We start from the raw sequence: 22,315 nt of genomic DNA, 5'->3' as shown, positions 1-22,315 counted from the left end.
AGATTATGACTGGTACGACGTGGCACTTACTTAGAACTGAATCGACTTCACCGGCTAAAAATATGGCGATTGATGAAGCCATCGCCAATTGGGTCGCAAAGGGAGAACTCAAACCGACGCTTCGTTTTTATTCATGGGCACCTCATGCAATCAGCGTCGGACGTTTCCAGCGAGCGACGCGTGACTTGGATCGGGACGCCCTCAAAGCGAACAATATTCCGGTCGTTCGTCGCTTAACAGGGGGACGTGCCGTGTTGCATGCGGATGAGTTGACGTATAGCGTCATCTTGCCCGAATCGACCCCTGCCCTCCCGACGAATATCATCGAGAGCTATCGCCTACTCACGGAAGGGGTTCGTTGCGGATATCACGAACTCGGCGTCCCCGCCGAATTTTCGGTGCCATTGACGGAAGAGGATCGCGAAGCGCTCCGCAAACCAAAATCGGCCGTCTGCTTCGATGCTGCTTCATACTATGAGCTTACTGTTGACGGGAAGAAGATTGCGGGTAGCGCACAAGTGCGCCACCAAGGGGCCGTGCTTCAACATGGTTCGATTCCTCTCTCCGTCGATGATGAGGTGTTGTTTGACTGTTTCGCGATGGATGAGACGGAGAAACACGAAGCCAAAACCCGCTTCAGCGAAAAAGCCGTCGCCTTGAACGACACGTTAAAGCGTTTCGTTTCCTTTGACGAAGTAGCGGCCGCATTCGAGACCGGCTTCAAGGACGCTTTCTCGTTGACGTTCGAACCGCTTGTCTTCACGAAAGAACAGCAAGCCGAAATCGATTTGCTCGTCAAGAAGTACGAGAGTGATGAATGGGTCTGGAAACGCTAAAAAGATTGTCCCTTTTGATCAGGGACAATCTTTTTTTATGCCGCGTTCGCTCGGCGCAACAGATGGCGCACTTCTCGGAACGTGACGAATGTTTTGTTGTTCGCATCATACAATTTGTAGCGTAACGATTTCAAACTTGAAAACAGTCCGATTGTCGTCGCCCGTTGTAACGGCGGTGTCGACGTATGTGCTTTTTCTAGATGGTAGTTCGGCACGCGTGGACTCAGATGGTGGACATGATGGAATCCGATATTACCCGTCACCCATTGAAGCACTTTCGGCAACTCGTAATACGAGCTTCCTTCGATGGCCGCCTTTACATAATCCCATTCCTGCTCATCTTCAAAATAGGAATCTTCGAACGTATGCTGAACATAGAACAACCAAATTCCGAGCACACCGGCGATGAACATCGTCGTTCCTTGTACAATCAAGAACGCTTGCCAACCGATCAGATAGATGAGCGCGCTATATAGGACGACGAGAGAAATATTGATGAGATACGTATTTTGTCGTTCTTTTTTCCGCGCGTCCTTTCGGTTGAAACGACTCGTGACGAGAATAAGCCAAAGTGGTCCGAGACCGAACATAACGAGCGGATGACGATATAGGCGATACTTTAGACGAGTCCATTTTGACGCTTCGATATACTCCTCAATCGTCATGACCCAGATGTCGCCGACACCCCGTTTATCCAAATTCCCACTCGATGCATGATGAATCGCATGCTCTCGTTTCCACTTCTCGTATGGAAATAACGTCAAGACCCCTGTAATGGTTCCGACAATCGCGTTCGCCTTCTTATTTTTAAAGAATGAACCGTGTGTGCAGTCATGGAAGATGATGAACATCCGCACGACAAATCCTGCTGCAATCAACGTGAACGGCAATGTCAGGAAAATCGAGACACTTAGTAGTTGGTACGCTAAAAACCACGATACGAGAAACGGTAAAATCGTATTGATCATCTGCCGCACACTGATCCGAATATCGGACTTTTCAAACGGCGAGACGTGCTTTCTTAATTGGGCAATCTTTTCTTTACTCATAACAACCTCCTTGAATTCAACAGCGTCACAACGCAAAAATATAGATAAAACCAACAACCAACGTTGTTCAATGTGAATTCATGGATCGGAAGTATTCCCTATCAAGAATTAACACTAGGTCATTATATCACGTATAAAACTTATGTGGTGAAAATTCAGAAAAAAGACTCGCCCCTATCTTTAGAGACAAGTCTAACTGATTCATTGTTGCGTATAGATGGAAACCGAGCCACCGTTGACGAAGAACTCGCCCCAACCGTCCGCATTGATCGTCACGAGACGTCCGTTATTTCCTGTCATGTCTTTCCACACTTCCCCTGCATTCTGTTTTCCGACATACATCCATTTCGCCCCGCCTGGTCCGTCCGATAAAATCGTTGCAAGACCAGACTTCGCACGGTCCGTCACTCCTTCACGTGTCCATCCGATGACGTCTTGGTGATTGATGTAATCATGTTGTGTGCCGTAGGCGAAATCTTTACGCGCTTTCAAAATGGGTTGAAGCGACGCTGACATATTCGGTATTTCACGGTTCGTCGTCCCTTTCGTTCCATAATAATCTCCGTAGAATAGTGCTGGATACCCTTGACCACGTGTCATGATGGTCGCGTAGGCAAGCGGTTTGAACCAATTCGCGACTGTTGACTCAAGTGACTGTCCTGGTTGCGAATCATGATTGTCGACAATCGTCACAGCGAGTGTTGGGTGCTGCTCGACGACCGTACCTTTTAAAATGTTCCGCATGTCATAGTAACCGCCACCATTCCCTGCCGCTTGGAAATTGTAATGGAGTGGTACATCGAATACGGAATGAGTGTAGCCCGTCTTGGTCAAGTAATCATTGATGGCCCCTAAGTCATTCTTCCAATACTCCGCAACAGTGAACATCTCTTTTCCGGTTGCCTGACGAACACTCGTCACCCATTCCTTTAAGTATGAATGATTGATATGCTTCACCGCATCCAGTCGGAAGCCGTCCAATCCAAGCGAATCCGCGTACCATTTCCCCCAGTTTTTCATCTCCTGACGTACTTCCGGATGCTCAAAATCGACATCGGCGTACATCAAGTAGTCATAGTTCCCGTTCTCACCCGACACTTCACTATCCCATGCCTTACCCGTACTCTTGAATTTGTAGATTCGGCTCAGACTTCGTGATTGATCCCAGTCGGTCCCATCAAAATGATACCAACGCCACTTGAACGGCGAGTATGTATTGTTCCGTCCAGCAAAATTGAATCCAGTCCAGGCAGAAATGGCATATTCCCCAGACGTCTCTTGATTCCGGTTAGAAGGATTGACCTCGACAGCTTGAACGGATTCGGTATAATCCGCTCCGCCTTTATGGTTCATGACGACATCCCCATATACGCCAATCCCTTTCCCGCGTAAGTTGGAGATGGCCGACTGTAGCTGCGCTTTTGTTCCATACTTTGTCCGAGTCGTTCCTTTTTGATTAAATTCTCCAAGGTCATACAGATCATACGCCCCGTATCCAACATCATTTTGTGATGTCCCTTTATACGCTGGTGGGATCCAAACGGTCGAGATCCCGATATCTTTTAAGTGCTGCGAATCGTTCGAGAGTCGGTTCCAGTGTTGGCCATCGTTTGGAACATACCATTCAAAGTATTGCATCATCGTACCGTTCTGTGGGGTCGCTGCCTGTGCGACCGGTTGCCCCGAAAGCAGTGCAATCGATGTCACTCCAGCTAGGACAGCAATCCCTTGTCGTTTCTTCAACATCCTTCATTCCTCCTCAAATAGTTAATGAAAGCGCTTGCATTAATAATTGTGAATGATTTTTAATTTGTTGCATAGATAGACACTAAAAAACAGTTCTCTCTCCCTAACTATTTCTCATTCGAATAGTTCAGTCGAACGAAACAAAGACGGATGGCTTGTGCCATCCGCCTAGTCATCCTTCCCGGCTAATTCGTTTGCGTTTGAAACGGTAGCCGATGTACGGAAGTCCTGTAAACACGAGACCGATTGTCACGAGTAGTTGAATCCCAATCAATATTGTCTCGACAACGGTTGGCCAATCAAACTGAAACAACGAAAAGAGTGCAATCCATAAAATACCTAGGATGAGCGCAGCTCTTCCCATCTGACGCTCCATGTCATGATATTTTTCCTCTGTTGTTTCGACATCCGAGTAAATCGGCTTGGCATCTCGATCTCCTTTGAAAATATGAATCTCATCCCCGGTTGATGTGACATGTTCCCACCCGCTCGACGCAAACAGGTCAAAGTAGTCTTCGTCTGGACGAGTACGATAGTCCAAACTATACTGAACGTCTTCCGGTTCCCCTTCAACGAGCGTGTATCCTAGCGGGGCAAACTTCTTCAAATGCCATCCCTTGGCCGCCATTCGTTCTAGTTTCCGCATCTCACGCTCTTCAGCAAACGCCAATCCCCAGCTCGACATATACTTTTGTCTCATCTTGATCCCTCCATATCCAAAATGGCACAGGCATCTTCGACCATCGCCTGTCGTCTCTTCACATCATCCGTTAAAATCGAGCGGCCTTTATTCGTGATTCGATAGTTCTTTTTCTTTCCGTCCCCATCCATCGGTTCAATCAGTTCGGCGTTCAACAACTTTTTGATAATCGTATACATCGAAGCCGGACCAATTTGCATTCGCCCTCGCGTGGTCTCTTCGACAAATTGCATGACTAAATAGCCATGACGCGGCGTCGTGAGCGCCAACAGGATATAAAACATACTATCCGTCAGTTCCCCTAACTCTAATGAGTCCGTTCGCGGCATCTTTCCACCTCCTATATCATTGAATGATATATTTCTTATACTCAATATATATCGTTAAATGATATATGTCAATAAATGATATAAAAAAAGCCGCACCCTTTTAGGTATGCGACTTCAAGATAAACGGTTTTAACTAGTGACATAGTCTAAATCATGCAAGATATACGCCAGGAAGAAAATCATGCTTGGATTCTCATATCGCATCTGGACTTTACGGAGCTGCTCGCGATACGTGACCTCATACTCGGCCCCGTTCATCTTCCGCTCCATGTTCATCTTGATGAGCGCATCAAGCTTGTCCATCATGTCGACGAGCATTCCCTCATACGTATCGTCTTTCGAGTCAGCCATATATCGACGGAACGCCGGTTGCATATACTCAGGCAACAGTCCAAGCAGACGTTCACTTTCCGCTCGCTCGTATGCCTCAAACGCAGCCCCCGTCTCTTGCGTCGAATGTTTGACTGGACCGAGCACGTCTCCGGTCACCCCTTCAACTAAATCGTGACAGAGAAGACGAGCCACGAGTTCGGCGACATCGACATCGACGTCGTACTTCTCACGCTCTAAGAGCCCACTGAACATACCGAGCGCGGCAGCCCGGAAACCATGAATCGCATCGTTGTCGTCAATCGTGTTAAAGCGACCTTTCCAGCGACGGACACTATCCATCCGCATGACGTTCTCGATGAATCGCAACACATCTGTTTCTGCCTCGACCTGGTCGAACAGCCAGCGGACCGAATCAATCGGATGATGTCGGAGTGCGGCTTTCATCTCTTCTAGCTTGTCATCAAAGTGCGGAGAGCCGTGCGCGACTTCTCGTCGCACGAACAACATCGCATCGAACGAATCAATTCCGTCCACGATTCGACCTTCGAAAGAATCATCTTCCGCTTCCACCACGAAACGATGAAAGTGAGGACGTAATGATTGCGACAGCAGCTCGACAAGACCGAGACTCGCTGTTCGTTCCATACGCTCGATGTGACCGATCAAGGTCGGTTCTTTTTTCGTCCGGTGCATGATCGGGCCCGTCTGGACTTCATTCATGTCGTGGAAAATGGCTTTCCCGAGTAAATCGAGCAAATCGACTTCACGTCCGTTCTCTTTTTCCACATAAGCCGCGATCAAGCTAAAGACCGCGACACGAAAGCTATGACTCGCTGCGTTATCATGATAATGGGGGGCATATTCATCCCACCGTTGCACGTTTTGCATACGTGTCATCTTTCGGATAAACGTTCCGTTATGCATGGTTTCACTCCTTACGATAATCGTTCAAATACATCGTCATGACAGACGACATATAACATGTCTGTTTCCTGAAGCGGCAAATCGAGCATCGTCGCCACATCCAAGCGGTCATTGACCGCGATGAGTGTCACCCCTGATTCAAGTAACGCTGTATTTGCTTGTCGAACATTCTGCCACTCGACTTTTGGTTTCAACGCTTGAATGTTCCCACCTGACTGTTTGCTCAACAACTGACGGAAAATTGCTGTCGTTCCAGGTTGTAACGTCGCTTTTGCCATCAAGAGGGAGACCGAGTCGTTCGCTAAAATAAAATCGTCGACGCGGACGTGTTTAAATTTCGAGATATTTCTTTCTTCACACACTTCGACGACCGTGTGCAAGTCCACCTGATACTCAGAAGAGAGTGCCTCGACCGCTGACGCGATTAATAACGACTTCCCATCGGCGAGTAACGTCTCCGTGATACGGGCATCCGCAAAAATCGCGACGCGTCGCGCCTTCAAGACGTTTGCTTGCAGCAATACCGCTTCATCCGAAGCATCGCCTGATACGAAGTGAACTTGATCGTGCACGTACGGTTCCTCAACTAACTGATCAATCAATACGATCTCTGCTTTCGGTTCGTAGTTAAGCACTTCATCGATTGCTTTCTTCGTCTTCGGGGACCACCCGATATACACATAATGTCCTTCTCCACGATACACTAGTCTTCCCTCCCGTTTTAGCCGTTGAAACGTCGCACCGATTTCAACCAATTTTCCAATCAACGCCCCGATAATCCCAATCCCGAATAGGAATAAGAATATCCCGAGCCATCGCCCTGCCACGGAGGACGGATAAAAGTCCCCGTATCCGACGGTCGTCAATGTCGTCATCGTCCACCAGAACGAATCAAACAGTGATCCGAATGTCTCTGGTTCTAAAACATAACCGAGCACGGTTCCTAAGATAATGATGCCAATCGAAGCTAAGACGACATTCAAAAATGATAATTTCGCTAACCCTTTCCACACACGAAATAAGATATGCACTGTTTCCCCCTCCTTCTCTCTTATATACTAAACGTAACCACAAAAAGATTCACGAAACCATTTTGATGGTGATTCCGTATAAGAAGAAAAAAGGAAGGACTGACTTATGAACTCCATCGTCTTAGAGTATCGTCTCTATAAAAATGAATTATCGTTCGAACCACTATACCATTACACGTCTCTCGGCTTAGACGAAGTGCTAGCTCGTCGTGAATGTGAGTTTTTCGTCAAAGACGGCATGACCTACAAACAACGCTCGTCTGCCCTTGAAGGCGATCAATACTTTTTAATTTATGTCGATCGCTATACAGAGGGACCGATGGACAAGCACGAAACGAGCGACATCAAAGTCGAAATCCGCACGCTCGACGACCGGTTTGACAACCCATTACTCGAAGCCTATTACGTCGACCGCCACCTTGATGCACTCGCCATGCTCGGAAGCCAGTACTTGTATGTCGCCGGTAAAGAATATGAGCGCGATTCAGCAGAAACAGATGAAGATCGTGGTGTGTATGTTATCTACGTCACACCGACTGGTTATGAATTGGAGGAATCAACATGAAGACAAGCAAGAAAATTTTAAGCGGACTATCCGTTGCGGTATTGACCACTTCCCTTGCCGCGTGCGGTGGGGATGAATATGAAGAGGCGGCACTCCCGGAAGAACCGACCGGATACGAATGTGACGATTGGGACTGGGATGACGAGACCGAGTCGTATTATTGTGACGACGACCGCTCTCCGCACTATGGTAGCTACTTCTTACTCGGTAGCCTGTTCCGCTCAAAAAATGCGTTGAAGAGCTCTTCGTCGTATAAGACGTACAAAGCCAACGGTGGTGCGACCGGTGCCGTATCGAACGGCTCAAATTCAGGATCGTCAAAATCTGGACTCGGCAGTGGCTCTAAAGGTGGATTCGGCGGATGACGCGTGACGAACTTTACAGTCAAATCCCTTATTTTTGGCCCGATTTAAACGATGAAGAATATGCCTTATATGATTGTTTTGAGATGACCGCCTCGCAGGTTGCCTCTATCCGAGAGGCAACCGAGGCGGTTGACTCGATTTTTCGGAAGACGAATCAATTATTACGCACCCTACCTGACGAAACGCTCCGACTGCTTGGTTACCCTGAGGCGAGTCTGCCGTTCTTACGGGAGAAGACGATACCGCAGGAGACGATCATCGGTCGTTACGACTGGATCATGAAAGATGATCAACTCAAGTTGATGGAGTTCAATGCAGATACGCCGACCTTCATTAAGGAGCTGTTTGATGTGAACGGCGTGGTCGCTTCCGAGTTTGGTCTACTCGACCCGAACAGGGAAGCCACCCCCCAACTGAAAATTGAGCTGCGGAAAGCGATCGTCGCCGCGTGGAATCGACTCAAACGAGAAGGCACACCGAAAATCGTTTTTACGGCACATGATGATAACATCGAAGACAAGTGGACGGCACGATTTTTACAAGAAACGCTCGACGTACCGTCTGAATTCGTACCGTTGCACACTTTACTCGTCGACGAAGACGGCGTCTACACACCATCGGGTGAGCGAATTGACATCTTATATCGCCAAACATATCCGATTGAGCACCTTGTGGACGACCGGGCTCCAGACGGAGACTTGATTGGCATTCGGTTACTTGAACTCGATCAACAAAAATACGTGTCACTGCTCAATCCCCTCTCTGCGTTTCTCATGCAATCGAAAGGCGTACAGGCGCTGATTTGGGAATTGTATGAGACCGAGACACTATTCGATCAAGCCGAGCGCGACATCATCGGAACATATTTTTTACCGACTTACTTAGAAGACACACCGTTTCTCGGTGAATCGGACTATGTCAAAAAGCCGGCATTCGGACGTGAAGGGGACTCCGTCATCTTGTATACGAAAGATGGCCAACCGTTTCATCGCGAAACATTACAAACGTATGCGGAAGAAACGGCCGTGTACCAACAGTTCATCGAACTCCCGACACGGATGACGACAACCGTCAAAGGTCGTATGGAGACACATTACATGGTCGGATGTTTTTGCTTGAACGGACACCCATCCGCACTCGGCGTCCGCGCCGGCAGCATGATCACGAACAACCAATCTTATTACTTAGCCGTTGGCACACCTATACAAAAGGAGACGAACTCATGACATTCATCACACTCGATTCAATCTTAAGCTTCCTGGCCCACCTCGGGACAGGATTCGGTCTCATTCTCGCGGGACTCATCATCTTCGCACTAACGACCAAATATTCGGAACGCAAGTTAATCAAAGAAGGCAACATGGCTGTCGCGTTGAAACTTTGGGGGAAAGCACTAGGACTCGCCATCGTCATTTATACAGTCTGGGCGAACAGCGTCAACTTGCTCGATGCGTTCATCTGGGGACTCGTCGGTATCGCCGCCCAAGTATTGGCGTTCTGGACGTTTGAATACATCCTTACACCAGGCGTGAATTTAGAAAAAGAAGTCGAGAATGGAAACATGGCCATCGGTTTCAGCTTGTTCGCCGCATCACTCGTCGTCGGGATCATCGTCGCCGCGAGCTTGACGTACTAATCAAACACCCCATGCACGCATTTGCGAAGCATGGGGTGTTCGTATTTATAAAAGTCAGGAGGAACAATCATGTCGAAGCGAATCATCTTACTCACAATCGTTTCCGGTCTCATCATCGTAGCCATCGCAGTCGGTGTCGGACTTTACACCTACACTAACATTCAGGCTGGTGACTCATACGAAAATGCCGAAAAAGAAATGAATCGTTATATGACGACGAACAATTGGTATACGTTTGAAATTCATAATATGGAACAGTCCGTTCTCTCTTTTTACACAAATGAAGACCGCTCCGTCATCGGTCTAGCTGAGATTGATGTCGAAACAGGGAACTTAGGGTCTGTCACGAAACAAACAGAGCCGAATCAGCCTTTTGATTTCGTCATCCTTCGAGTTGAAGACATGGAGTACATCGGTGTTCACCTTAAAGAGCGACCGGAAGATGTCGTCTATTTACGGTTAAACGGTGACGATGTCTCAAAAGATTTTCTTGTCAACGATCCCGAAATTGAAAGCTACACCATGACATATGTCATTGAAACATCACGACCGTCAGATGGTTCGTGGTCACTTGAAACATTGGATGCCAACAAACAAGTCATACATTCAAGTAAACTCACGGAATAACCTATATTGTGCATCAAGACGACTTTTTCCAGTCGTCTTTTTTAGTTGGTCGCAAGAACTCCAGACGGCCCGAAAAATTCATATCGTGCCTGTGGAATAGCGCGAACGACCGTTTCCATCATCGCATTCGGTCCGCACGTATAAACATCATGCCCTTCCACATCAAGTTCCTCAAGGTGTGACTTATTCATGCAACCCGATACGTCATCTGCATGTGTGAGCAGATGAAGCCCTTCCTTCACGAGTTCATCGAGTTCGTCTCCGAGTGGACGAAGGTCCATACTCCGAACCGCGTGCAATAACGTGACAGGACGTCCTTGTTCGAGTGCCGTCTTCGCCATGTTGAAGAGGGGCGTAATCCCGATTCCTCCCGCGATGAGTGTGAGCGGACGTTTAGACGTTTCAAGGATGAATTCTCCTGCTGGTGCGCTCATCGGGACTTCTGTTCCGACCGTCTGCTCATGAAGCCAGTTTGAGACGAGTCCCTCCGTTTTCGGCGCAATCCAGTAGCCGTCTTCTGTCGTCTCGATGACACTATATTGACGGTGATGTAGGATGTCCTCTCCTGCAATGCGCGCTTGAACCGAGACATATTGTCCTGGGATGGCTGTGCCAATAACTCCATCTTTCGCGACGAGACGGAATCGTTTCACTTCAGGTGTATCTACTATGATTTCTTCGATGACGAACGGTTTGAATCCGACCCATGGCGCGTCATCATACATTTTTTTCTCGAGTGAGATGAAGACATCGGCAATCACACCGTAAGCTTTTGCCCATGCATCGATGATGTCAGGTGTTGCAGCTTCACCGAGTACGTCTTGAATCGCCGCAAGCAAGTTCTCACCAACGATCGGATAATGCTCCGGGCGGATGTTCAAACTTTTATGTTTATGAAGTGCTGGTTGGATGGCAGGAAGAATCGCTTCGAGTCGGTCGATATGAAGCGCAGCCGCATAGACCGCGTTCGCGAGTGCTTCCGGCTGACGTCCTCGCTTTTGGTTCGTATGGTTGAAGAAGTGACGAACTTCTGGATTTTGTTCAAACATTCGTTGATAAAAATGCTTCGTGATCGTCACACCATTTTCTTTCAAAACTGGTGCCGTCGCCTTTACAATCTCAATCGTTTGTTGATCTAACATGTGAATTTCCCCCTTTTGTTTTGTACACGTTCATTATGTGAGTCAAGTCACTTTAAAGCAATATATTAAATACTTGTTTAAAGTAGATTTCACGTTTCTGACTTATTTTCGCCATCACCCTTTCACATTTGTTCGAATCGCACTTTTTTGGATTGTCTTGTACAATGAAACGAGAGGTGATGATGGATGAGACTCACGCAAACATGTGACTACGCACTGCGAACGTTGATGTATAGCGCTACGTTTTCACATCGGCTCGTCACGATTCAAGAAGTGGCAGACCAATATAACATCTCCAAAAACCATGTCATGAAGGTCGTATATGAGCTTGGGAAACATGGTTATTTGGAATCGGTGCGTGGTCGAGGCGGCGGCTTTCGACTCGCACGACCGATGGATGACATCAATGTAGGGGAAGTCGTTCGGACGATGGAACCGTTCGAACTCGTGGAATGCTTCGGGGAAGGCCGATGCGTCATCGCACCTGCCTGTGATTTACGAGGTGTTTTGAATGAAGCCATGTTGGCGTTTCTTCATGTACTCGATCGTTACACGATTGCGGATCTCGTCGTCAACCGAACGAACGAACTCGCCATGTTATTAGGCGTACAAAACCCGACGGACTGAAATGGTCCGTCGGGTTTTCCGCTTACAAAGACTTTAGTTTTGATTCGATTTCTGCTCGCTTTGACTCAAGAAACGGAGGCAAGGCTAATCGCTCTCCGAGTCTCTCAAGCGATTCATCCATCGCAAATCCCGGTTCATCTGTTGCCAGTTCCACTAAGATTCCGCTCGGTTCGCGGAAGTAAATCGACTGAAAATAGTAACGGTCAATAAGACCAGAGTGGCTGATTCCATGTGCGTCAAGCTTCTCGATCCACTTCGTCATATCGTCTGTTTCTTCCACTCGAATCGCCACATGATGCACACTCCCTCGCCCTGGTCGTTCCGATGGCAAATCCGGCCGATCGACGAGATGAATCTCTGTTGCCACACCACCCTCGCCCGTCTCAAAGACACGCACGTCATGTCCATCCCGTTCAAATGTCGTTACATATCGATAGCCAAGCACTTCTGTCAGCACCCGTGCCGTCTTGTCAATCCGCCGTACCGTCCACTCACTGAATCCGAGACCGAAGATGCCGAGGTCCGTTGGCACTGGACCTTTGCTCCAAGGTGTCCCGCTCCCTCCTTCTACAAGACAGAGACGTTGACCCTCATGATCTTCGAACGAAAGGGTCGCCCTTCCTAAAACCAACTCGATTTCTCCGTAAGATACATCGAACGCGTCAAAACGCTCCTGCCAGTACGCGAGCGCTCCATCCGGCACCCTGAGTGCTGTCCGAGAAATACTGCTTGACCCTCGATACGTCTGTCCGAGAAACGGTAACTCAAAGAACGTCAAATCGGTTCCAGGCGTACCCGTCTCGTCTGCATAGAACAAGTGATACATCGATGGGTCATCCTGGTTAATCGTCTTTTTGACGAGCCGCATCCCTAGTATTTCCGTGTAGAATCGCAAGTTCTTCTTAGCATCCCCGGTCATCGCTGACACGTGATGTTGTCCACTAATCATCTTCATCCCTCATCTCCCCTTTCGACTATATCGTTATTGTATCATCCCCAAATGAGTAAAGTCCTCTTTACATTATGTAAAGTTTGTTTTACACTAGTGGTAGAAACTAGAAATGAGGTGGCACGATGCCATTGATCAACCGCGTGAAAGAACTGCGTGCCCGGCACCAGTTAACCCAAGGTGACCTGGCCGAAAAAGTTGGTGTGACGAGACAGACGATCATCTCGCTCGAGAAAGGCAGCTACACGCCGTCGCTCATGCTGGCGATGCACATCGCAAGGGTGTTTGAGGAACCGGTCGAATCTATATTCACAATCGAGGAGGAATCACAATGAAACATGTCGTCATTCAATCTATTTCAAGTATCATCCTGTATGTCCTGATGGCTTTTCTATTCAGTTCGTTTTTATCTGATATGTCGAAAACAGTCATCGAGTCTGACCGATTCTTAGTTGAATTTAATCTACTTCCACTACTTTTACTCGTTGTTTTTGGCATCGTTTGGACAGTCTATTCGTTTAACACCCGGCCGAATAAACAGTTGAGCTTTGCCCAATGGTCCGTCCGGATGACAGAGTTCAGTGAGGTCGATGAGCGTGAACAAATCATCACAGCGAAAGCGACAAAAGCTGCCTACGTCTCGTTCGGCATTTCAGTCCCAATCCTTATGGGATCGTTCATGTTCTATCCGTTATTTGAAGAGACGCTCCCTGCCTATCCAATATACGCCCTTGCTTCTACATTGATCATCGCGACACTCGTTTATATGACGACCTGGATTCGCGGCTATCGACATTAAGGAATTCATCACGAATTCCTTTTTTTTGTGTCCATTTTTCATCGATTCGGCTATCATGATTGCCAATTCTATTACACCGTGCTTATATATAACTAAATGGTTATATAAAGAATGTAAGGAGTCTTGCTTTGTGAAAACCGTCGATTTGACGATTGGAAACGTGCAACGCGTCATTCTGGCTCTTGCCCTTCCGCTCGTCGGTAGCTCGTTATTACAATTTACGTATAGTCTCGTCGACATGTTTTGGGTCGGTGCGCTCGGGAGCGATGCTGTGGCAAGTATCGGTGCAGCTAGTTTTTATATCATGCTCGGACAGGCGATTCAATCGTTGATTGTCGTTGGCGCCGGCATCAAAGTATCACAAGCTGTCGGGAGACGTGACCTCAATTCGGTTCAGCGTCATGTCCGGGCCAGCAGGCGTCTGAATCTAACACTCGGTCTTTCGTACGCCTCACTACTAATTATGTTCGGTCATACATTCATCGGCTTTTTGAATATGGGTGCCCCCGCTGTGGAGCAGCTTGCGTATGAATATTTGTTCGTCAGCGCGCCGATGCTCATCTTTTCTTTCTTTAATTTGCTGTTTGCTCGTCTATTCAGTGCATATGGCAATACGACAACAGCGATGCGAATCAATGCGACAGGTGTCATCCTCAATATGATTCTCTCCCCGATTTTCATTTATCCATTCCAACTCGGTGTGATCGGGGCTGCCCTTGCAACACTTGTCGCCAACGTCATGATGTTCGGATTGTTTTGGCACCGCGCTCGTACATTATTCAATTGGGATGAAGTCGTTCAGCCGACTCGAGCTGACTATAAAGAAATCATCCGTCTTGGTTTTCCGATGGCAACCCAACGGATTTTGTTCACGGTAATCAGTATTTTTCTTGCCCGCATGATTGGCTCATACGGGACGGAAGCGATTGCGGCACAGCGCATCGGACTTCAAATCGAATCGATTGCCTACATGATGATTGGTGGCTTGAACGGAGCAATGGCTAGCTATACCGGTCAAAACCTCGGGGCACGAAAAGTAGATCGTGTTTATGAAGGTTACCGGGTAACGACCCGACTCGGGATGGTTTACACAGGATTCATTATGTTGTTCTTTTTATTCGTCCCAGATTTACTCATTGGTCTATTCGTCGATGACGTTCGAACCATCGAAATTGGGGCGAGCTACTTGCGAATTATCGGCATTTCGCTCGTCTTCTCATCGATTGAAATGATCGGAAACGGATACTTCTCAGGACTCGGATTACCGAAAATCCCCGCGACCATCTCGATTATTTTCACAGTGGCCCGTATCCCGCTCGCATTTTTTCTTGAGCCTTATCTCGGAATCGATGCTATCTGGTGGAGTATCGCCATCTCAAGTATCACAAAAGGGCTTGTCTCTGACATCTTTGTCCGACTAACGAAAAAGGAAGTGATTTCCCTTGCAGAAGCAGTTTAATCAACTACCCCACCATCTCATCACAAGTGGAAAATTTGCCATCGAGCGAGAAATGTTACGAGTCACGTCAGAAGGCACACTAGCTGTTACGAAGCATCCAAAAGCACTCGGTCATAAAGCGACACATCCATATATCACGACCGATTTTTCTGAAAGTCAAATTGAGCTTGTCACCCCGACGTTTCCGACGATTGAGGCGGCACATCATTTCTTAGAAACGCTTTACGATATTACGGCGCTCAACATAGGCGATGAACGCCTTTGGCCACAATCGATGCCATGTGCCTTGCCGGAAGGTGGTACGATTCCACTCGCTGATTTTGGTGTGTCCGGAATAGAGGCTAGCCGTTATCGTGAGCATCTGCTCCAAAAATATGGTGCGAAAAAACAACTCATTTCTGGAATCCATTTCAACTTTTCATTTTCCGATGAGATGTTATCCGCATTATACGAAGGATCCCCTGAACAATATCGACACTTCAAAGATCACCTATATTTGAAGTTAGTTCGTCAATATTTACGAATGCGTTGGCTCATCGTCTATTTGCTCGGTGCTACACCAGCCGTTCATGTGAGTTATGAAGAACAATGTGTCAGTCAGATGCAAGCGCTCCATGTAGACACTTTTTCAAATAAACAAGCATTGTCCTATCGGAATAGCGACTGTGGGTATACGAATGTTGAACCACTTTATCCAAATTATGCGACACTCTCTAGTTATATAGATGATGTAAGATGGTTCATTGCCAAAGGCGAGATTGCCAATCCGAACGAACTCTACTCCCCCATCCGATTGAAAACATCGAAAGGTGGTAACGACTTAAATCAACTCGAGGCACACGGTATCGATTACATTGAAATTCGCAATATCGATTTGAATCCGTTTGAAAAGACCGGAATTGCTCGTTCAGATTTACGGTTCCTTCATCTGTTTTTGTTGTACTTGACCTTTACTGAGGAGACATCTCATGTCGATTGGCAAGCTGAAGCGTACAATAATCAACAACGTGTCGCCAAAGAAGGCATGTCTCCCACAAGCATATTGACTCGAGATGGTTACGCCATACCTTTACACACGTACGCGACAGAACTTCTCGACGCCATCGATTCGTTCAACACACACTATGACCTCGGCTTCGAAGATGTCTTTCCCGCTGTACGCGAAAAAATTGATCACGTGGACAGGACGTACGCTTCCCGATTAAAGACGATTATGATCGAGACAGGTTATCACGCATGGTCCCTCGCCCAAGCAGAACACTTTTATGAGGACGCCTATGCAAATCGTTTTCGCATTCACGGTTATGCCGACCTGGAACTGTCTACTCAAATCTTAATGAAATCCGCAATTAAACGTGGTTATCGTGTCGATGTCATCGATCGTTCTGACCAGTTCATTCGGATTCGAAACGGCAAACACGAAGAATACGTCAAACAGGCAACGAAAACATCAAAAGACAATTATGTTTCCGTCTTAATGATGGAGAATAAAACGGTGACAAAGTTTGTACTCGCAGAGCATGACATTCGTGTCCCTGAAGGGGTAGAACTTCAAGAGGAATCGGATTTATCTCAGGCATGGCATTCATTTTCAAAACAACCCATCGTCTTAAAGCCGAAGTCTACAAACTTCGGAGTCGGTATTCACATTTTTAAAGACGGAGCGACGTATGAGGAAGCACTGTCTGCATTTCAGTATGCGAAAACGTTTGATGATGTCGTTTTACTTGAGACATTCTTACCCGGAAAAGAATATCGCTTCCTCGTCATCGGGGATGATGTCGCGGGCATCCTCCATCGTGTCCCGGCGAACGTCACTGGAGATGGCACCTCTTCTATCCGTCAACTCGTTGCGACAAAAAATGAAGACCCGTTACGCGGAAAAGGATACAAGACACCGCTCGAGAAAATCGAAATCGACGAGGTCGTCATCTCATTTTTACGTGCTCAAGGCAAGACCCCCGATAGTATTCCCGCTCTCGATGAGCGTGTCTTCTTACGCGAAAACTCTAATATCAGTACCGGCGGAGATAGTATCGACTATACGGATCAAATTTCTGACATCTATAAGCGTATTGCTGTCGATGCCGCTAAGTCAGTCGGGGCAACCATCTGTGGTGTCGATATGATGATTCCCTCTCTCGATGATGCGCAAATCGAATACGGTATCATCGAATTGAATTTTAATCCCGCCATCCATATCCACGCTTTTCCTTATGAAGGAAAAGAACGACCGATTGGTGAGATGCTACTTGATTTATTGTTTAAATATTGAGTATTCCTGTTTCGGAATATTCTTAATTGGGAATATTCAAAATAAGAGGACGGTGACGAAAAATGGAAGAGAGATTGGCTTCTTTGTTTCAAGCGTTAGCCGACCCGAACCGGTTGCGGATGATCGAATTGTTACGGAAACAAGAGTGGACGGTCGTAATGATGGCAAATCAGCTTGGGATTAGTCAACCGCAGACATCGAAGCACTTGCGAATTCTGTATGATGCAGGTCTCGTCACAGTAACCATTGATGCCAATCGAAGACGTTATGCACTCAAGTCTCAAGCACTCGAACCGTTAGATGCTTGGCGGACCTATATGGCTCGGGAAACAGAGCGACTCGATCGATTGGAGACGTTTTTAGCGGAGTCACAGCGAGAGGAGAATGGATCATGAGTACGGTCAAATCACATGTAGAGGGCACGACATTGATTATGGAACGTCTGTTCAAGGCACCACGCCAACTTGTATTTGAAGCATTCTCGACACCTGCACATTTAGAGAAATGGTGGGGGCCGTCCGGATGGGAGACGAAAGTATACAGCTTCGACTTCAAACCGGGGGGGATTTGGCATTATTGCATGACTTGTGTCGACAAAGAACAAGGTGACTTTTATGGTATGGAATCATGGGGCAAATCAACCTTTATCGACATCGATCCATACTCCCGAATCGTCTATACGGATGCATTCTCGGATGCGGACGGACACGTCAATCCGGACTTGCCTGTCATGACGATCACAAATGAATTTCTCGATACATCGGAAGGCACGTTATTCATTAGTCGCTCCGAATTCCCGAATGAAGAGGCTCTCCAACAAGTCGTCGAAATGGGCGCTGTCGAAGGGTTCACTTCCCAACTCGATCGTCTCGAAGCGATTGTAAGCCAGTAAAAAACATGCACCGTTCCCGAAAAGGAATGGTGCATGTTTTGATTCATCTGAACTGCCGAAACAATCCATCAAGCTGTTCTCGCGTAATCCGTTCAAACGTATCTCCGATGCTTACTTCGGTTGAACAGTGTCCGTCTTTTTCAACAAGATACCCCGTAATGCCTACTCCTGTTTCTTCTTGGATGCGCGCAATTTCCTCACCAATTTCTTCCTTCTCCCCTTGAAAATGAAGATGGAACATATTCGTGACCGGGATGCGTGGAGTCGTCCACACGCCATCGAGTTCATTGAATCGCGCTGCCAAGCGGACGGCCTCGTTTCGATACTCGGCCATCTTGTCTTTTCGTAGCTCATAATAATAATCCGCAGACAGGATGTATGGATATAAGCTGATCAAGTCACCACCGTAGCGTCGCTTCCATACTTTCGACGTGTCACAAAATGCCTTCGGTCCAGCAAGGATGGCACCGGCAATGCCACCGATTCCTTTATAAAACGAGACGTATACACTATCAAAGAGCGCACAAATCTCAGATGCCTCTTTTTCATAATACGGAAGCGATTCGAACAGTCGTGCACCATCCAGATGTAGATGAATCGCTTTCTCACGACAGTGTTCATGAATTGCCACAAGTTCCTCGAACGTCGGCAATTCCCCGCCGATTTCTCGTTGTGGCAGTTCGAGCAACAGACACGCGATGTCCGGTAACGCTTGAATCTCTTCGAGCGTCATCAATCGGTTTTCGTCCCCCACTAAAATCGGTTCGATGTGATGCAACTCTTTTAAACCATCCTGCTCATGAATTTCAAGGTGACAAAGCGGGTGATATGCGACCTTTTTCTTCCCTGTCTCATCACACCAAATGCGTAGCGCAATCTGCTGTGCCATCGTACCGCTCGGAAAGAAAACTGCCGACTCTTTCCCAAGAACCTGTGCCATCTTCTCTTCGAACTGTCGAATCGTTTTCCCCTGTCCATACTGGTCACTCGGCTCATCTTCACGCACCTGTTCAAATACGCGTTTCAATACCCCGGCTTCCCGTTTGCCGTGACCGCTCAATTGAACGTTCGTCTGACGATACGTGTCTGCCAATCGCTCCATTCTTTCCCCTCCTCGACAAATAAGCTCCCTGTCAGTATAACAGGGAGTCTTCTCTTCAGTCGCGAATGCGGACGATGAGTTTACCGCGCACTTTTCGCGTTTGTAGTTTTTCGAGACCTTCTTTCAATTGGTCGAACGACAACACTTCTGTGACGAGATCGTTCAGTTCACCTGCATCGAGCAAGTTCATCATCTCTTCGGCCATATACGCCAAGTTGCGAATCGCATGTTCGTCCTCGCTCGCATGCGCCGCCCCGAGTGCCACTTCGTGAATCGAAGGAGATAACGTGAAGCCTTTCATGTTCGTCATGTCTGGTGGCCCGGCGATGTAGGCGAGGTGTCCGCTGAATGCGAGACGATCTAGGTCTGCTGTCGCAACGTCTCGTCCGACTGTATTCAAAATCAGGTCGACACCACGTCCATCTGTTTCTTCCATGATCCGTGCCGTCACGTCCTCGACGTTATAATCAATCACCACGTCCGCCCCGAGTGATTCTACCCACTCAACGTTCTCAGGAGATGCCGTCGTGAATACCTTAAGACCGAGCCGTTTTGCGAGCTGAATCGCAAATCCACCGACACCGCCCGCTCCTGCGTGTACGAGAATCGTCTCCTTATCTCGCGTGTTCAGCTTCTGCATGACCGCTTCATATGCTGTCATCCCCGCACACAGGATAGAAGCCGCCGCCTCATCGCTTACACCTTGCGGAACGACCGCACACGCCCGGGCATCGACGACCGTATACTCGGCGAATCCCCCATATTTCGAAAGATCCGTATGCACAGCCACACGCGAACCCGTAATGATGTTGGCGATACTCGAACCGACCTCAACGACTTCTCCGACGAGGTCGACACCGAGAATGTGTGGATATGACCAATTCGGGTTTCCGTTTGATCCGACTTTATAATCGACCGGATTCAAGGCGACCGCTTCGACACGAATCAACAGTTCTCCCGCTCCTGGTGTCGGTCGGTCGATTTCTCCAATATGCAGATGATCAAGACCAGGTTGATCGAGTAGCCATGCTTTCATGTTTAGTAAGCTCCTTCCGAATACGTGAGTTCGTATGAGTGTGAATAAATTTCAACGAGGTTGCCGAATGGATCTTCGCAGTACACCATGCGGTACGGTTTTTCACCTGGGTAGTATTCACGAATCGGCATCCGTTGTCTCCCGCCGTGAGCGACAATCTTCTCGACGAGCCCTTCGATGTCAGGGTCTTGTACACAGTAGTGGAAGATCCCTGTCTTCCAAAACTCGAAGTTGTCTTCTGGTGTTTCGTTGTTCGGGAATTCGAACAACTCAATCCCGATTCCGTCTCCCGTTGACATATGAGCGATTCGGAATTTGCCCCAGCCCGGTCCGAAGACGTCGGTACACATCACACCGATTGGCGAATCATCCTCGACAACGTCTGATGGTGTCATAATCGTATACCACCCCATCACGTCCTCATAAAATTTTACGGCCTCAGCGACGCTCGGTACAGAAAGACCGATGTGTGAAAACGTTCTTGGATATGTCATGTTTCATCTACTCCTTTTTGTTTGCTCAATTTAGCGGATAACGATAAGATACTGTCATTGAAGCAAGAAAAAAAGTACGCACATTGAAGTAACTACCCGAAAGTGAGGTTCCTTGAACATGACCACATCGTTCCCCGTCAACCGCGCACTTGAGATTATCGGCGGCAAATGGCGCCCCCAAGTGTACTGCACGCTTCAAGATGGACCGCTTCGTTTTTCTGATATTCAACGAGCGATTCCGGACGTCAGCCGAAAAGTGTTGACCGACCAATTGCGCGAGCTCGAGCAGCTCGGCATGGTTCGCCGTGTCGACTACTCGACCGAGAAGCACCTGCACGTCGAATATTCATTGACCGAAGACGCCCTCGGACTGCAACCCGCCATGAATGCCCTTTGTTCATGGGGAGAGTGCCACGACAAAAAATAATCCCGAGCCACATGGCCCGGGATTATTTTTATGAGGCGAACAGACTAATCAAATTCCCATCCGCATCGTACAGGATGGCGTAACGTTGACCCCAGAACGCATCCCACGGTGCTTTGTGTGACGCATAACCTTGTTCAAGGACTGAATCATACAAAGTATTCAGCGACTCTCGACTTTCACATAAAAAGGCAAGCTCAATCCGATGTCCTTCTGCCTGTTTCCATTCCCCGTACACCGATTCGGCCACTTCCACCGTATCGAACGCGAGACGCACGTCCCCCTCATCGATTTCCACATGCGCTTCTCCATTCATCGCTTCCGGAATCTCAAACCCGAGCGCACGATAAAAATCGAGTGAGCGCTTCATATCCTTCACGACGATGCCGATCATATCCAACTTGACTGCCATCTTGTCCCCTCCCTTTATTTTCATGATACGATTTGAGTGTAGCACGACCACTTCCATCAGAGACGAGGAATTTCAATGAATTATACGTTTCAACCACTCACCCAAGAGCAAGCCGAACGTATCGCCTTTGAGTGGCGCTATGAAGGCGACTACGCGTTTTACAATATGGACGCCGACGAGGAAGACCTCGCCTCATTTTTAGATGCAGATGAACGGGGCGACACGACGTTCGCCGTCCTTGAAACGAATGAGATGATCGGCTTTGTCACGTTACAATTCGAATCACCAGGAACTGTTACCATCGGTCTTGGCATGCGCCCTGATTTGACGGGCAACGGCAATGGATATCGATTTCTAACATCGATTTTAAATTGGATTGATGCGACATATGGGACTTGCAATGTGTGTCTTACTGTCGCCACGTTCAACAAGCGAGCGATCCGTTTATATGAATCGCTCGGTTTCACCCCACAGGAAATATTTATGCAGGAGACGAACGGTGGAGTGTATCCTTTTCTTTCGATGACACATGAACACAGCAAAACCCCGAACAACTGATGTCC

The 22,315-nt window shown here is 47.8% G+C and carries 27 protein-coding genes; 15 read left to right on the top strand and 12 right to left on the bottom strand.

The features are described 5' to 3' along the window. Nucleotides 1-5 precede the first annotated feature (5 nt). Entirely contained in the window at nt 6-836 is an 831-nt protein-coding gene (locus tag KNO79_RS00995) for a lipoate--protein ligase family protein (RefSeq protein WP_214690412.1), read from the top strand. Between the two features lie 35 nt (nt 837-871). Here KNO79_RS00995 and desA read toward each other — a convergent pair whose 3' ends face one another. The 6 genes from desA to KNO79_RS00965 form a co-directional block, all read right to left on the bottom strand. Beyond that, nucleotides 872-1,885, bottom strand: a complete 1,014-nt coding sequence (gene desA / locus KNO79_RS00990; RefSeq protein WP_074035599.1) for a Delta(5) desaturase DesA — start codon at nt 1,883-1,885, stop codon at nt 872-874. Nucleotides 1,886-2,086: 201 nt separating this feature from the next. Continuing rightward, nucleotides 2,087-3,628, bottom strand: a complete 1,542-nt coding sequence (gene amyS / locus KNO79_RS00985; protein WP_374193984.1) for an alpha-amylase — start codon at nt 3,626-3,628, stop codon at nt 2,087-2,089. Nucleotides 3,629-3,803: 175 nt separating this feature from the next. Then, on the bottom strand, nt 3,804-4,331 hold the full coding sequence (locus KNO79_RS00980; protein ID WP_196431312.1) for a DUF2812 domain-containing protein: 528 nt from the start codon (nt 4,329-4,331) through the stop codon (nt 3,804-3,806). Beyond that, entirely contained in the window at nt 4,328-4,660 is a 333-nt protein-coding gene (locus KNO79_RS00975) for a PadR family transcriptional regulator (protein WP_012727454.1), read from the bottom strand. The genes KNO79_RS00980 and KNO79_RS00975 overlap by 4 nt, the downstream gene beginning before the upstream one ends. Before the next feature lie 129 nt (nt 4,661-4,789). Further along, nucleotides 4,790-5,917: a YfbR-like 5'-deoxynucleotidase gene (locus KNO79_RS00970; RefSeq protein ID WP_078147724.1), complete on the bottom strand. Its 1,128-nt coding sequence runs from the start codon at nt 5,915-5,917 to the stop codon at nt 4,790-4,792. An 11-nt stretch (nt 5,918-5,928) separates the two neighbouring features. Then, nucleotides 5,929-6,948: an ion channel gene (locus KNO79_RS00965; RefSeq protein WP_031422116.1), complete on the bottom strand. Its 1,020-nt coding sequence runs from the start codon at nt 6,946-6,948 to the stop codon at nt 5,929-5,931. A gap of 106 nt (nt 6,949-7,054) precedes the next feature. Between KNO79_RS00965 and KNO79_RS00960 the strand changes: the two genes are divergently transcribed. From KNO79_RS00960 to KNO79_RS00940, 5 genes are all read left to right on the top strand, one after another. Next, the gene (locus tag KNO79_RS00960) at nt 7,055-7,513 is read left to right on the top strand and encodes a hypothetical protein (RefSeq protein WP_012727457.1); all 459 of its coding nucleotides are present in this window, start codon (nt 7,055-7,057) and stop codon (nt 7,511-7,513) included. Then, complete coding sequence (locus KNO79_RS00955; RefSeq protein ID WP_012727458.1) at nt 7,510-7,878, top strand: hypothetical protein; 369 nt, start codon at nt 7,510-7,512, stop codon at nt 7,876-7,878. The genes KNO79_RS00960 and KNO79_RS00955 overlap by 4 nt, the downstream gene beginning before the upstream one ends. Beyond that, nucleotides 7,875-9,104 carry a glutathionylspermidine synthase family protein gene (locus tag KNO79_RS00950; RefSeq protein WP_214690410.1) on the top strand — a complete coding sequence of 410 codons (1,230 nt, stop codon included), beginning with the start codon at nt 7,875-7,877 and terminating at the stop codon, nt 9,102-9,104. Before KNO79_RS00955 ends, KNO79_RS00950 begins: the two co-directional genes overlap by 4 nt. After that, nucleotides 9,101-9,514 (top strand): DUF350 domain-containing protein, encoded by a 414-nt coding sequence (locus tag KNO79_RS00945; protein ID WP_012727460.1) that lies wholly within the window; start codon nt 9,101-9,103, stop codon nt 9,512-9,514. The genes KNO79_RS00950 and KNO79_RS00945 overlap by 4 nt, the downstream gene beginning before the upstream one ends. 69 nt (nt 9,515-9,583) lie before the next feature. Further along, nucleotides 9,584-10,141 carry a hypothetical protein gene (locus KNO79_RS00940; RefSeq protein ID WP_214690409.1) on the top strand — a complete coding sequence of 186 codons (558 nt, stop codon included), beginning with the start codon at nt 9,584-9,586 and terminating at the stop codon, nt 10,139-10,141. A gap of 41 nt (nt 10,142-10,182) precedes the next feature. Here the strand turns inward: KNO79_RS00940 and KNO79_RS00935 are convergent, their stop codons facing one another. Beyond that, the gene (locus KNO79_RS00935; RefSeq protein WP_214690408.1) at nt 10,183-11,283 is read right to left on the bottom strand and encodes a globin domain-containing protein; all 1,101 of its coding nucleotides are present in this window, start codon (nt 11,281-11,283) and stop codon (nt 10,183-10,185) included. Nucleotides 11,284-11,469: 186 nt separating this feature from the next. Between KNO79_RS00935 and KNO79_RS00930 the strand changes: the two genes are divergently transcribed. Beyond that, a complete protein-coding gene (locus KNO79_RS00930) occupies nt 11,470-11,910 on the top strand; it encodes an RrF2 family transcriptional regulator (protein WP_012727463.1) in 441 nt (146 codons plus the stop codon). A 22-nt stretch (nt 11,911-11,932) separates the two neighbouring features. Here KNO79_RS00930 and KNO79_RS00925 read toward each other — a convergent pair whose 3' ends face one another. After that, complete coding sequence (locus KNO79_RS00925) at nt 11,933-12,865, bottom strand: ring-cleaving dioxygenase (protein ID WP_214690407.1); 933 nt, start codon at nt 12,863-12,865, stop codon at nt 11,933-11,935. 119 nt (nt 12,866-12,984) lie between these two features. Here KNO79_RS00925 and KNO79_RS00920 point away from each other — a divergent pair, with 119 nt between their 5' ends. The 6 genes from KNO79_RS00920 (at nt 12,985) to KNO79_RS00895 (ending at nt 18,284) form a co-directional block, all read left to right on the top strand. After that, nucleotides 12,985-13,194: a helix-turn-helix transcriptional regulator gene (locus KNO79_RS00920; protein ID WP_012727465.1), complete on the top strand. Its 210-nt coding sequence runs from the start codon at nt 12,985-12,987 to the stop codon at nt 13,192-13,194. Continuing rightward, nucleotides 13,191-13,658 (top strand): hypothetical protein, encoded by a 468-nt coding sequence (locus tag KNO79_RS00915; protein WP_012727466.1) that lies wholly within the window; start codon nt 13,191-13,193, stop codon nt 13,656-13,658. The genes KNO79_RS00920 and KNO79_RS00915 overlap by 4 nt, the downstream gene beginning before the upstream one ends. Nucleotides 13,659-13,788: 130 nt before the next feature. After that, nucleotides 13,789-15,117 (top strand): MATE family efflux transporter, encoded by a 1,329-nt coding sequence (locus KNO79_RS00910; RefSeq protein WP_214690406.1) that lies wholly within the window; start codon nt 13,789-13,791, stop codon nt 15,115-15,117. Then, on the top strand, nt 15,101-17,392 hold the full coding sequence (gene gshAB / locus KNO79_RS00905; RefSeq protein WP_214690405.1) for a bifunctional glutamate--cysteine ligase GshA/glutathione synthetase GshB: 2,292 nt from the start codon (nt 15,101-15,103) through the stop codon (nt 17,390-17,392). Before KNO79_RS00910 ends, gshAB begins: the two co-directional genes overlap by 17 nt. Nucleotides 17,393-17,454: 62 nt before the next feature. Beyond that, nucleotides 17,455-17,787: an ArsR/SmtB family transcription factor gene (locus KNO79_RS00900; RefSeq protein WP_031422096.1), complete on the top strand. Its 333-nt coding sequence runs from the start codon at nt 17,455-17,457 to the stop codon at nt 17,785-17,787. Then, nucleotides 17,784-18,284, top strand: a complete 501-nt coding sequence (locus tag KNO79_RS00895) for an SRPBCC family protein (RefSeq protein WP_012727470.1) — start codon at nt 17,784-17,786, stop codon at nt 18,282-18,284. The genes KNO79_RS00900 and KNO79_RS00895 overlap by 4 nt, the downstream gene beginning before the upstream one ends. A gap of 43 nt (nt 18,285-18,327) precedes the next feature. On the opposite strand, the gene KNO79_RS00890 is transcribed toward KNO79_RS00895, so the two are convergent. The 3 genes from KNO79_RS00890 to KNO79_RS00880 are packed head-to-tail and all read right to left on the bottom strand — an operon-like array spanning nt 18,328 to nt 20,916. Further along, nucleotides 18,328-19,386, bottom strand: coding sequence for a threonine aldolase family protein (locus KNO79_RS00890; protein ID WP_214690404.1), 1,059 nt, complete (start codon nt 19,384-19,386; stop codon nt 18,328-18,330). Nucleotides 19,387-19,441: 55 nt separating this feature from the next. Beyond that, a complete protein-coding gene (locus tag KNO79_RS00885) occupies nt 19,442-20,422 on the bottom strand; it encodes a zinc-binding dehydrogenase (protein WP_031422092.1) in 981 nt (326 codons plus the stop codon). Between the two features lie 2 nt (nt 20,423-20,424). Then, nucleotides 20,425-20,916: a lactoylglutathione lyase family protein gene (locus KNO79_RS00880; protein ID WP_074035577.1), complete on the bottom strand. Its 492-nt coding sequence runs from the start codon at nt 20,914-20,916 to the stop codon at nt 20,425-20,427. Between the two features lie 118 nt (nt 20,917-21,034). Here KNO79_RS00880 and KNO79_RS00875 point away from each other — a divergent pair, with 118 nt between their 5' ends. Next, nucleotides 21,035-21,343: a winged helix-turn-helix transcriptional regulator gene (locus KNO79_RS00875; protein ID WP_078147739.1), complete on the top strand. Its 309-nt coding sequence runs from the start codon at nt 21,035-21,037 to the stop codon at nt 21,341-21,343. A 28-nt stretch (nt 21,344-21,371) separates the two neighbouring features. Here the strand turns inward: KNO79_RS00875 and KNO79_RS00870 are convergent, their stop codons facing one another. Beyond that, complete coding sequence (locus KNO79_RS00870) at nt 21,372-21,752, bottom strand: VOC family protein (protein WP_214690403.1); 381 nt, start codon at nt 21,750-21,752, stop codon at nt 21,372-21,374. Between the two features lie 75 nt (nt 21,753-21,827). Between KNO79_RS00870 and KNO79_RS00865 the strand changes: the two genes are divergently transcribed. Further along, the gene (locus KNO79_RS00865) at nt 21,828-22,310 is read left to right on the top strand and encodes a GNAT family N-acetyltransferase (protein WP_214690402.1); all 483 of its coding nucleotides are present in this window, start codon (nt 21,828-21,830) and stop codon (nt 22,308-22,310) included. Nucleotides 22,311-22,315: the final 5 nt, after the last annotated feature.

The organism is Exiguobacterium sp. s43 (assembly GCF_018617255.1).
Taxonomy (GTDB): domain Bacteria; phylum Bacillota; class Bacilli; order Exiguobacteriales; family Exiguobacteriaceae; genus Exiguobacterium; species Exiguobacterium profundum.
Note: the sequence above shows the minus strand (reverse complement) of the source record. Positions and strands in the feature narration are given on the sequence as shown.